Origin of the sequence: Arenibacter certesii DSM 19833 (genome assembly GCF_000429545.1) — a bacterium.
Taxonomy (GTDB): domain Bacteria; phylum Bacteroidota; class Bacteroidia; order Flavobacteriales; family Flavobacteriaceae; genus Arenibacter; species Arenibacter certesii.
This window is the reverse complement of the sequence record NZ_AUCB01000014.1, coordinates 19,309-31,969: the sequence shown is the minus strand read 5'-3', so window position 1 is coordinate 31,969 and position 12,661 is coordinate 19,309. Positions and strand designations below refer to the sequence as shown.

10 protein-coding genes are annotated in these 12,661 nt (G+C 34.6%); 1 reads left to right on the top strand and 9 read right to left on the bottom strand.

Features of this window, described 5'->3' with window-relative positions:
• Positions 1–52: 52 nt before the first annotated feature.
• Entirely contained in the window at positions 53–721 is a 669-nt protein-coding gene (locus G466_RS21655; protein WP_034235096.1) for an N-acetylmuramoyl-L-alanine amidase family protein, read from the top strand.
• Positions 722–878: 157 nt separating this feature from the next.
• Here the strand turns inward: G466_RS21655 and G466_RS0108780 are convergent, their stop codons facing one another.
• The 9 genes from G466_RS0108780 to G466_RS0108740 form a co-directional block, all read right to left on the bottom strand.
• Positions 879–2,006, bottom strand: coding sequence for an endonuclease/exonuclease/phosphatase family protein (locus tag G466_RS0108780; protein WP_026813332.1), 1,128 nt, complete (start codon positions 2,004–2,006; stop codon positions 879–881).
• Positions 2,007–2,008: 2 nt separating this feature from the next.
• Entirely contained in the window at positions 2,009–2,671 is a 663-nt protein-coding gene (locus G466_RS0108775; protein WP_026813331.1) for an ATP-binding protein, read from the bottom strand.
• A complete protein-coding gene (locus tag G466_RS0108770) occupies positions 2,655–3,326 on the bottom strand; it encodes a hypothetical protein (RefSeq protein WP_026813330.1) in 672 nt (223 codons plus the stop codon). Before G466_RS0108770 ends, G466_RS0108775 begins: the two co-directional genes overlap by 17 nt.
• 233 nt (positions 3,327–3,559) lie before the next feature.
• Positions 3,560–4,390 (bottom strand): RteC domain-containing protein, encoded by an 831-nt coding sequence (locus G466_RS0108765; protein ID WP_157373841.1) that lies wholly within the window; start codon positions 4,388–4,390, stop codon positions 3,560–3,562.
• Between the two features lie 184 nt (positions 4,391–4,574).
• Positions 4,575–6,734: a prolyl oligopeptidase family serine peptidase gene (locus tag G466_RS0108760; RefSeq protein ID WP_026813328.1), complete on the bottom strand. Its 2,160-nt coding sequence runs from the start codon at positions 6,732–6,734 to the stop codon at positions 4,575–4,577.
• A 57-nt stretch (positions 6,735–6,791) separates the two neighbouring features.
• Positions 6,792–6,920: a hypothetical protein gene (locus G466_RS24595; RefSeq protein ID WP_262482277.1), complete on the bottom strand. Its 129-nt coding sequence runs from the start codon at positions 6,918–6,920 to the stop codon at positions 6,792–6,794.
• An 87-nt stretch (positions 6,921–7,007) separates the two neighbouring features.
• Positions 7,008–8,666: a helix-turn-helix domain-containing protein gene (locus G466_RS0108750; protein ID WP_026813327.1), complete on the bottom strand. Its 1,659-nt coding sequence runs from the start codon at positions 8,664–8,666 to the stop codon at positions 7,008–7,010.
• A 77-nt stretch (positions 8,667–8,743) separates the two neighbouring features.
• Complete coding sequence (locus tag G466_RS0108745) at positions 8,744–10,039, bottom strand: HlyD family secretion protein (protein ID WP_026813326.1); 1,296 nt, start codon at positions 10,037–10,039, stop codon at positions 8,744–8,746.
• Positions 10,040–10,044: 5 nt separating this feature from the next.
• A complete protein-coding gene (locus G466_RS0108740; RefSeq protein ID WP_026813325.1) occupies positions 10,045–12,219 on the bottom strand; it encodes a peptidase domain-containing ABC transporter in 2,175 nt (724 codons plus the stop codon).
• Positions 12,220–12,661 lie beyond the last annotated feature (442 nt).

The following is a 12,661-nucleotide window of genomic DNA, read 5'->3' as shown; positions in this document are numbered from 1 at the left end:
AATCATCAAGAATAGAAGGAAAACATTGCATATTGTTTAAAAACAAGAATCAATGTTCAGACCTAACCTTACATTCTCATTTTTAATCACAATTCTAATTTTCGGGTATCCTTTCACCTTATATCCTCAAATAATACTACACAAGAAAAAGGTAATTATCATTGACCCAGGACATGGCGGAATCGATTCTGGTACTACTGGAGAAAATAGGATAGTGGAAAAGGATGTGGTATTTAAAATTGCCAAAAAGATGGTCTACTACAATCGATACTTCCCTAATAATGCTTTTGAAATATATCTCACTAGAAGTACCGACACCTTGATTTCCTTAGGCGATAGGGCAAAACTGGTAAAAAAACTAAATGCTGATCTATTTATATCCTTGCATTGCAATCATTCTGAAAACCCTAATGCCAAGGGGATTGAGGCCTATGTCTCTAAAAGCAATGGTCAAAATACTAAGGAAGCTATCTACCTGGCCTATTCCCTTCAGGAAGCCCTGAGTAAGGATCTAGGCTATATAGGTCGCGGTGTTAAGTTTGCCAACTTTAAAGTACTCAGGGAAACGAGCGAACATGTGCCTTCTGTTTTGATGGAGTTGGGGTATTTATCCAATCGAGATGAAGCCATGTACATGGACAAAGAAGTAAATATCCATGCGATAGCATTGACGATCCTTCAGAGTCTAAACCATTACAAAATGATTGAAATTAACCCGTAGCAACAATCTAGAATCTTAATTTAAAATTACATCGGACATTAATCTCCTAAACATAAAAAGATGAAAGAAATATTTACCGCCGTATTCCAGAATATTAAAGAAGTCCTAATTACTGTAGCTTTAGGGTTTCAAGTTGTCATTAAAAATTTTAAAAAATTTAAATTCTAATGTCTGCCCACAATGCAGGGTGCTCACTAGCCTGCAGTGTTTTGTCATAAACCGTGGAATAAACAGACCACATGGGTTTCATGGCGGGCCAAAGGGCTTTACGATTAAGTCCCCCTACATTAACTTTTTTAAATAGTTCTGGAGATAGCAGGAGATAATCTTTTTGCTTTATGTTCACCCCCATTCGGTAGGCTCCCATACGAAAATAAGTGGCATCTTTTCCCTGATCTATATCTACATTGAAAGAGGGATGTTTGACTATATCGGTTAGTTCAGTCCCACGAAGCAGTGGAGTGAGGCAATCGCTGTAAGGGACATCGTTTAAAGTTCCAGCGACGACAATATTGGAAATCCCTTTCTCTTGTAATTTTTGATAAACTTCTGCAACTTTTTTAGCCTGCTTCTTTCGAATTAAATCGCTTTTATCTATCTCTGCCGTACGTTCCTGAAAATAAGCAGAAATAAGGTGGCAATTACTGCCGGACGGGGTGATAATCTCGTATTCCAACAAATCTCTATTAAAGAGCCGATTCCAACGTCCGTGGTTATCGTAGATATGGCTTCGAATGGATTCCAGTTTAAAACCTCTCTTGGTGAGGATCGCCATTTCCAATCCACGGGCATCATTTCCTTGCACCACGAATATTTGATCAAATGGACTACAACCCATTTCCGGTAAAATCTCCTGATTAAACTCTTCCAGGGAGGCTCTGTCTTCAATCTCCTGCAGTAATAATATATCAGGATCCATATCGGCGATTACCTTCGCTTTATTTACTGTGGCCAGTCTTTGAATGGGAACGGTCTGGAGGGATACCCAGCCATTCCAATCAGTAATTTCATTGGCAGCCAGCTCCTTAGAGTAATTCTTACCCTTTAAAAAAAGAAATCCCGCCCGTCGGCGCATTACAGCATAGGGCTGGTGGAAGGTCTTATCGAACCCTAGCAAAAAGGTTAACTCTTGAATGCGCTCGGAATTCGAGCTGTTTGAAGTATTTTTAATTAAAAGATCATCGAGTTCTTTTACCCAATCGGACATACATTTCCCGAAGGCTTTTTTAGAATTGCTCCGATCCCTATGGAAAAGGTTTTGAATATTAAAAGTGGTAATTTTCATAATTACTTGCGTTTATCGTTTGTTTTCTTATCAAATGCGATCAGGTTAAAAAGGTCGCGCATACGGCTGCGGACCCGATTCCCGTAAACTTCTTCCAATTCCCCAGCATTCAGGTTGGTTGTGGCATAAGTCTTTACCTTTCCCTTAGTCTCTAGGAACAATTCGTATCGGGAAAGTAATACCTCGCCCAATACGTTGCAGTCATGGCCATAATAGCGACCCATTGGTTCTATCCCAAGGTCATCAAAACAGTAGGATTTACTGTTCCCAAAGTCCTCAATGGTTTTATAGCCTAAATAATTGAAACTAAAAGTTATGTTTCGTGATGGGATTACCACATATGGACGTTGCATTGGGACAATATAGCGTATCAGCTTCATCAAACTTGTCTTACCACAGCCCACAGGGCCAGTCAGCATCACTCCCTTTTGAATATCAATATGCTCTTTTTCACAATACGCCCTATCTTTAATAAAATAATTGCAGAGTTTAAATACGATATCTCGGTCTTGGTCGTAAATTTTAAACTGATTTCCAAAAAGCAGTTTCCCTTTCGCGTTCAGGTAGATAAGAATCTTATCAAAATCATAGAACACCTCATGACCGTCAAATACCCCAAGGGAATATTCAATACCATTCTCAATTATTTTAGAGGGGTTGTCCATAATCCTTATTTTTAGTTACTTTTAGGTTGTCTCGTTTTTGGGATGGTCCATTAGCCACATTTTCTTTATTTATTTCATCGGCTTTTAACATCCAATTCCTGGCGGTAGAATGCCAATCCTCTATCATGATTTTTCCTCCCAATTTCCAACTTATTGAAGTGTAATGGTTATAAAATTTTTTCCCTTCTATAGCAGGCCATTTTTCTTTTTTAAAAAAAATTAAAACTTCATTTTCACTTTTGGGTAGCTTAAGTTTATTAATGTTTTTATTTTGTTTATTAATGTTTATAGTAGGTACTAATGCTTGTCCCATTACTTGGTCTCCACCTGAACTATCGGTTGTCTTAGAACTAGTACCACTAGATCTATCAAAATTGAGCATGTGTACCCGACTTCCTTTGTACGGATTATGAGATGGTAAATACCGGATATATTTCCAACGATCCAATTCCTTAAGACAGCGATGATAAGTGTTCTTTGAGCCTACCTTCGCAATGCGCATTACTTCCTCTCGGTTCAAATAGAAAGTATCAGTAAAACGATTAATATTCCACAGTTGGAACAAAGCGATATAAGTACTAATGTGAGTAGGATTCAATCTTTGATCCTTGGTGAACAGGGCTAAAATGGAATTTAAATGTCTAATATAATTCATCTCTTTAATTTTAGTGAGACCAGCAGAATTGCATTAGTCTATGATTACAACACAAAAATGAAAAAGAGTTTTGGAATAAACAGCCAATTGACATTCCATTGACAAAACTGAAAATTGCATTAAATTAGAAGAATATTGTAGAATAAAAACCTAAATCAAGGTGGAAATTGGCATAATTTGGTTGATTCCTACGCAAAGTATAAAATGTCAATTGACATTGACTCTACATTTTTTTAATCGTCAAGATCGGCCACCCAATCCTGTAAGGAATCTCTAAGTTTATCCATGAATTTTGTGGGGTTGGAACGGTTTCTGATCCGGATTGCGGTATGATGATAATTTCCCAAATCCATCCCTGTTACCTCTTCCAAAAATTGCATTATAGATTTCAAACTAGCATTTCCATGATTTATAACACCGCTATAGAACAAGGCGAACCCTAATTCGATAAGGGCAGTCTTAGATTTTGTCCAGTTAATTTGAGGAATGGTAAAATCTGGATTGAGACTAGCAGAACCTAATTTCTGTTGTAAAAATTGAAGAAAACCCTGATAACCAAATATGTTAGCTAGAAGCACATCATGGGAGGAACTAAAGTCTGGGTCAAAACTAAATCCATTAGAACTGGGAGAAATACAAAATCCCCTATTTTTTCGTAAAAAATACTGTTGATCTAAACTATCATTTCCTAGTTCAACATAAAGCACTATGTCTCTATGATTGAACAGGTAGGTGTTTACTTCTAGAATCTTTTGGGGAATAATCCTCTCGTTAGCATCATAAGCAATTTTCGCATATTCGAGTTCAAAATTCAACTGATGTATATACCGTAAAAGTTGACCAAAAAGAAATGGTTTTTCTATTTTAAAAAATTGAATTTCAGATACTTCATCAGGGAAACCATTGGATACAACTACTGAGCGATATTGCTCCAAAATAAGTTGACAATAAGAAATGGCTTTATTGTAAGCTACAATCGTATTTAGGAACGATTGCTCTATCTGAATTAATTCTGATTCAATTTCTTCATGTGATATTAACCAATTCATTTTCTTTCTTTCCAATGAACCGTTTTTTTCAATTTAAAACCATCCATTTTTGTTGCCATTCTAAATATCATTAGAAAAAGAAAGAATAAAAAATCTGATAGGAAGTCATTTATAAATGATGGGTGCCGTTTATAAATGACGACCAAATGATTGGAGAGAATTGTATATAAATGGAGGTTAATATTAATATATGATAATTCTAGTGCTGCATATTCGTTTTTGCGAAGCTAAAGATACGTGCATAGGTTTCAATCTCCGCGTCGTAACCCGCTGAGTTCTCATGTCCTGATTCATAATCTATATCCATCAAAGCAGGAGTATTAGCAGTGTTATTAGCCTGAAGTTTAGCAATATATTTTGCGCTATCCCATAGAGGGATACGGTCATCACTGCTGCTAGGCATTATTAAAGTTGCTGGATATTCGGTATCTGATTTAAGATTTAAATAGGGGTCCATCTTTAAAAGTCCAAGAAATTCTAGACTATCTTTTATTGTACCATATTCCATATAGCTAGTACTGCTACTACTAGTTGAGGATTCAAGGCCCAACGGGTGCATTCTAGGCACCTCAGCTATAAAGGATGAAAATAGTTCTGGACGTTCATTAACAGCCATTCCTCCAGTAATTCCCCCCGCACTATTGGTATATAAGGACAATAATCCATTTTTAGCATATCCGTTTTCAATAAGGTATTCTGTACACGAGATTAGATCTTTCCATGAATTGCTTTTTAGGCCCTTCATTCCTTGCAGGTGCCATTCCCTTCCTTTTTCACCTCCCCCTCGTACATGTGGGAAAGCGAGTATCCCTCCTTGTTCTACCCAATCCAAAAATATGGGAGAAAAAAAGGGATTCATACTTACACCATAAGCGCCGTAAACATTTATAAAAACCTCATTATTGGAGTCCCACTCCAAATCATTTCGATAAATTAAAGAAAGTGGCACTTCTTCTCCATCATGTGAAACTACCATTACTTGCTTATAGACTAAATTTTCATAGTCGGGAATTGATGCTGTTTTATATAACCCCTCCTTAGCTATATTACCTATAGAGTCAATACAATATCTTACATAATCAGAAGTCCAACCATCCAAACCCAGGCCAATATCATTATGCGTTATAGACTCCCCAAAAAAGGAAGCATAACCAGGAACAAATGGAAGAGTAAGCTGACCCTCATTATTATTTTCATCAATTTTAAATAATGATATTTCAACTCCATATTTTTCTTTAACAAAGTATATATAATCCTTAGTTACTTCAAATTTAGTTATAGGATTTTCCCGACTTCCTTTCGCTAGAATCAATGGATTAGAAAAGTTAGCATCCTCGATATCAACTTGGCAAATTTCATTTCCATCGGGAGTAGCCCTTCTGTAAATAAAGTGCTTACCTCTAATTTCGCCTTGATTATAATATATCCTTTCGGTAGTAGTAAAAAAAGGTTTCCAATTGGGAATATCTGAAAGGACATCAATAGTATTAGCTATAAAACTATCATAAAAATCTCCAGATTTTGCAGCATATGCAATAATATAGTTATCTAAACTGGAACCAGTCTTTATCTTTGGATAAGAATCCGAAGTAATCTTATAGGATTCTTCCTTACCAAATATCGCTGTTCTTCTATTGGGATTATCCCCTAGAAAATGGATTACAGAATAGGAGTTTTGCTTATAATTAGGTTTGGTTAGATCTATGTTAGGAAAATACAGATATATAAACCCTGAACTATCTGGCAACCATTCAATTCCCCCAAAGTCTGGATTGATATTTGAAATTTCTTCTTTTAAAATAGTTTTCTCCTCTAAGTCATAAATAATCACTTTGGTAGTAAAGTCTTCCATAGAATCAAAGCCAATAGCTATCTTCTTTCCGTCATAAGAAGGCGCTAGATAAGAAATGATTGGATTATCAGGGTACCTTTTAGAAGGATCATAAATTTCCATCTCTTGCTCAGAAAAATTTTTCTTATAAAATAATACATCAGCTTCTTTCAGCTCATCATATTTCAAATAGAAATAACTACCTGATTCACTGATTCTCACCATACTAACATCACCTACAATTCTGTTTTGCAGGCCGTAAAAACGATCTCTATATTGTTCTAAAAGTTCATTATTCAAAAAGTAAGCTTCTGCCAACGAATCTTGCGCATTAAACCAATCCTGAACTGCTGTATCTTGTAAATTCGATAATTGATGGTAATCATCTAAAACCTTAGTCCCGAAATATTCTTTAATTTTAGGACTAGGGTCTAGTTTTGGATAGGTCCACACATCTTTTGTCTTATATTGATTACAAGATATAAGAGTGATAAGTGCACCACACACTAAGATTATGTTTTTTACCATAATGATAATCCGTATTTAATCAAAATCAACTCCAAATGATTGAACTTTTTAACCTGATTATTCTCTACGTCTTCGTTTTGGCCTTTTTATCTTATCCCTATCAATGGGTCCATCATCACCTCCACCTTTTATTTTGGTCAGGTCCTTTAAAGCTCTACTTTTAAACTCTTCCATTTTTTTCTTCATGATCGTATCTATTTAAGGTTTGCGATATTCTTAATAGTATAATTTAGCATTAATTGCTAAAACCTCCATTGACAATTAGGTCGTCATTTATAAATGACGGGCATTTTCTCTACTCTTTAGTTCTTTTAATAATTTGGAAGGATATATTCCAGTCCGATAATAGAATGCCTTAGAAAATGATTCTCCGGTTTTAAATCCAAAAGTTTCTGCTAACCCTTGATAGTTATATTTTAATAGATCTGGATCATTAGAAAGCCTTTCTATTGCTTTAGAAATTTTTAAATCTTTAATGTACCTAGGAAAACTCTTTTGTTTATAGTGATTAATAATAGTTGATAAATAGGAAGTATTAGTATCCATCTCTTGGGCCAACAGAGCCATATCCAAATCTTTTTGTAAATAGAGGTCTGACTTCTCAAATGTCTCTAATTTCATCAACACTTCATTTCGAATCCCTTCAGGTACGGACTCAGGATGAGTTCCCACCCCTCTGTTGGATTTTTTAAACGGAATGGAGCCATCCAACATTTGTTTTACTTTCATTTTAGTTTTCCGAGCTCTTATGTAGAAGTAAAATGCTATTAGTAAACCAATACCTGCTATAACACCAAAAATTACTATCCATATACTTTTAGATTTGAGCTCTTCCTCTACTTTCTTTTTTTGAAATTTAAGATATGGAATATCATAAGCAACAATCGCCTGTTTTATGACCCCTTTATTTTCCGTAGAAATTAAGCTATCATAAAAGATTAATTTTTCAATTGATTCTATTTCTCGTTCCTGATCTCCTTGGAGTCCATAATGCAAAACCAATTGCTGGTAAACGTCTTTAATATTTTCAAATGGTCTTTTTGTTTTCTCTACAATTAAATCTATCTGCTTAAAGTAGTCAATGGCCAAAGAGTTGTCCCCGGAATTTTGAGCAATTTTACCTAAATAATAATACTTGGTGGCTTTATTATTCTCCTCTAAGTCATCGGTATATTTCATAAGGGTATCCTTGGCGCTCTGAAACTTATTTTCATAATAATCTAACTGAGCACCAACTAATACTAAATCACGGTATTCTACTGTATCATTTACCGAAATAGCTTTAATTATACCTTTATTCAAATAGTACCGTGCAGAATCCATTTGGGATAACCTTAAATGTGCAAGAGAAAGATTGTACATCAACATTAAATAATCCCTATCGTATCTATTTTTATAATCTTTCTCCTTTTGCAATAGCTTTAATGATCTCGTATAAATATCTGCTGCTGCGTGCGGTTGCCCATTCAAATTTCTTATAGCAGCTATAGCCATAGAGCTCGTAAATTGATCTGTTAAATTCTTCTTTTCTACGGCCAGATTATATGCAACGATATAATTCTCTAACGCTTGCTGATAATCAGCCATATCATAGTAAATTATAGCCTTAAGAATATAGCCGAATGTTGGGTGCTCTGGGTGATTACTATCTTTAGTCGCTGAAATGATAGAGTCCGAATACGCAATAGCCATTTTAGGCTCTTCAATAATTGTTCTATAATAATACCCATTAACCATCTCTAAGGCATTGTCCTCTAGCTTAGCTTTATGGATATGTATATCGGTTAGTTTTCTAAGTTTATTATAATCGCTACTCTCATATGCTTCATCCTCTTGGTCCATTATAAACTCATAATCTTGATGAAGGAACTTTTCAAAATTAAATCTTAAACTATCTGTTAAAGGTTCAACTTTCTGTGCAACACCGCTCACTATTACAAAACAGAGAAATGAGGCCCTACTTATAAGCCTTATTGCCTTAACGCGATATTTAATTGAATAACATCCCACTACTCTTCAAATTCCCATATTTCCCGAAATTGATAAAATACACGTTTTAAAAGTGATACTTTAGCTAGTACAATTTTTGCATTCCCCTGCATTTCTTGTTTAAAAACTAATGTCTTCCCATAGGTAGTAATTAGATCCTCAACTTCTACTAAAACATCATAACCTCCATTATCTCCCGGATATGGAACCTCTGAAATAGTTTTTACGGTACCATTGAGAGCGCCCCATTCCCGGTAAGGATAATTATCTAGCTTTATAATAACACGCTGTCCATGCCTAATTTTACCCGAGTTACGAATAGGCACACGGCACCTCCCCAGGAGCTTTTGATTTCCAATTGGAACAACTGTAAATATTACTTGTCCCTTCTTTAAATTTTGATGCTTTGCCCAAATGTTGGAATAGGAAATGCGACCAGAGATAGGGCTTTTTAGAACGAACATCTCTTCCCACTCCTTTAAAAACGCCAATAGCTTTTGCTTTTCAAACTCTAACGTAGAGGCATGGGCATTTTTATTTCTTATCCCAGAGTTCTTAAATAACAAATCATTATTCTTAATCTTGAAAAGTTCAGTGTTTAACTCGTATAACTCTTTAGTTACATTGGAATACTGTCTTTGAATACTTAAATACCCCTTCTCTACTCTTTCCAATTCCTTTAAGGATACTACACCTTTTTCAAACAACTCCACATAACGATCATAATCAGTTTTATTTATTTCAAGATTACGTTGAAGTATTAAAATCTCATTCTTCGTATTTTGTATGGTAAGATTCTTCCCTACATATTGGCGTTTTAAGTCTACTTCTTTTAACTCTTTATCATTTAGATTATGATATAATATTAGGTTTCTATATGCATCTAAAAAACCATTATAAATAGGTCTAATTTTATTCCCCAATTCTAAATTACTGGGGTAGTGTTTATTGAGAATCGTTAAATCTGATAGCAAAGTGGTATTTAAAGTCAACTTATTTTTTAGTGACATAATATCTTGTAGGTTTCCAGTACTTTCCATTACCGCCAAAATATCTCCTGAAATAACAGTATCATTATGCAGATTATTAATATCTAGAATTCTACCGGTATGCTTAGACATAATATGTGCAGGTGGAGTTTCGGTAGTTAATACCAGAGAAGCATTTAAGTTCTCGTTGTAACTAAAAAATGAAGCAAACACCAAAACCATAACGAAAAACCCAAATAACAATATCACACCCCATCTTAGCATCCATGTCGGTTTTCTTTTTATATAAGCACTTTCATCATAAAGCCATATATCCTTGTCTTTCATTGCGCTTATAGTTGGTTTAAGATTAAGTCATAATAAAGTCCTTTATGATTCACCAAAACTTGATGGTTACCTTGCTCAACGATTTTACCTTTATCCATCACTATTATCTGATCTGCATTTCGGATTGTGGACAATCTATGAGCTACTTTAATTACGGTTTTTCCAGAATAAAAGGAAGTTAATTTTTGAGTTATCGACAATTCATTTTTAGCGTCCAGTGCACTGGTAGCTTCATCAAAGAAAAGGTACTGAGGATTTTTATAAATAACTCTTGCGATCAATAATCGCTGTTTTTCACCCCCACTAAGAATGTTTCCCCACTCCCCTATTCGTGTATTGTACCCCATTGGAAGCCTATCAACTAACTCCGTAAGATTCACCATTTCCACAGCCTCTCGTAACCAGCTCCTATTAGTGGGTTCATTAGAGTTTGATTCTGTTATATTTCGTTCAAGGGTATCATTAAATAACACACTATCTTGGAGAACAACGCCGCATCTCGCTCTCCACATTTTGGCATTTATATATTCTAATTCCTCACTTCCTAAAACTATTTTACCCTTACTAGGAGTATAAATTTTTAGTAGAATTTTTAATAAGGTGGTCTTTCCAGAACCGCTAGGACCAACTATTGCGGTAATCTTATTTTGAGGAATAATTATATTAATGTTTTCCAATACATTGTTTTTAGTGATTTCTCCATATCTAAAATTTAGATTAGATATTTTGATATCCCCAAACTCCATATCATTGCGTTGAACATTTATGTTATCTTCCTGTTCCTTAGAATGTATTTCAGAGAGCCGTTTTAAGGAAAGTCCAGCACGTTGTATCCCGACAATAAAATCCAAGATGTTGGAAATTGGAACAGAAAGGCTTCCCACAATGAATTGGATGGCCAACATAGCACCTAACGAAATATCACCATACACTACTGCTTTAGCAGACCAAAAAATTATAAATATATTGGTCATTTCATTAAAAAGAGAACCTCCTTTTAACTGTATCTGATCTGTACGCAAAAAAGTAGACTTTAGGCGATATAAATTTATTTGAACATTCTTCCATTCTAATTTACGACGTCGTTCCGATCCATTTAATCTTTTTTCTCGGATTGCAGTAATCATTTGAAGTAATAAGGATTGTTCTTTACGATTCAAATTAAAAAGCTGATGATCCAAGAAGGCTTTTCGTTTTAAAAAAAGTAATGTCCACCCCATAAAAAGTATAGTTCCAGTCAAAAAAATCATTAAAATTTCTGTGCTGAAATACCCTAGAACCAATGCAAATATTAAAATACTAAACAGGTCGAAAGCAATAGATAGTGAGCGTCCTCCTAAAAAATCTTCTATGCGTTGGTGATCATATATCCGTTGCATAAAATCTCCTGTAGATTTGGATTCAAAAAAAGCGATAGGTAACAAGAGTAATTTATCCAAAAAATCAGATATCATGGAAATATTTATTTGGGTAGACATGTGCATCAATAACCAATCCCGTATAACTTCTGACGCAATACGCGTTAAAAAAAGAAAAACCTGAGCTATCACTATTAGGTGAATAAAATTGAGGTCTTCATAGTCAATACCATAATCAACAAGGCTCTGGGTTAAGAAAGGAAGTAAGATTTGAATGATAGCAGCAAGAAAAACTCCTAAACATAATTGCCCCATATAATCCTTGAAAGGCAACAAGTAGTTATACAAAAACGATATGTTACTACTGGATCCTTCATTATCATCTAGTTCCTTAAATATGCGGGTGGGTTCGGCCAACAAAAGAATACCCATTCCATTTTTAGCTGCCCACTTTTCCATAAATTCATTACGCCTGTATTTCACTAGCCCTACTGCAGGATCTGATACATAAATAGACCTCTTAGTTGTTTTATAAACTACTAGGAAATGACTGTTGCCCCAGTGGGCAACAGCAGGTAGCGGAATATCATTTACTAGCTCACCCATATTGGATTTAATCCCAATTGAGCTTATACCTATTACATCCATAGCCTGGGATAAAGCACTCAATGATACTCCTCCATTAGTCAAAGAAGATATTTCTCTTAAATATTCTAGATTTAAATCTTTACCGTAATGTTTAGCAATGATTTTTAGACATGTGGGACCGCAATCCATTTGATCGAGCTGACGATAATTCGGAAATGTTATAGTTCCAAACATTTTCAATATTCTGTTTCACCCTACCAAAATACCTTAAAAATTTCCTGATGGATAATGGTTGTAACGACGGTTTATATATGGCAATCAATTGAATTTAAGACTAATATATTCAAAGCATTTATCTCATCAATCCACCGTTTAAAATAATATGGGAGAGAATGAAAATCGACTAAAACTGATTAAAATAAGACCTGTAACGATTTTTCAACGGGTCTTACATAACAGCTGTAAGAATCTTGAATTTATAATCATGATATCTTTTAAAGCCGTGTAATTGGTGTTTTTCTTGATAAAAAGATATAAAAAATATTTTGCATAATCACTATAAAACATCAATTTAAGCTCAAAACAAGATCTCATTATCAACTCATTAACAATACTTATTAATTAATAATGAGATCATGTAACAATGTAAATTCAGCTTTACAGTAAAATTAAATTT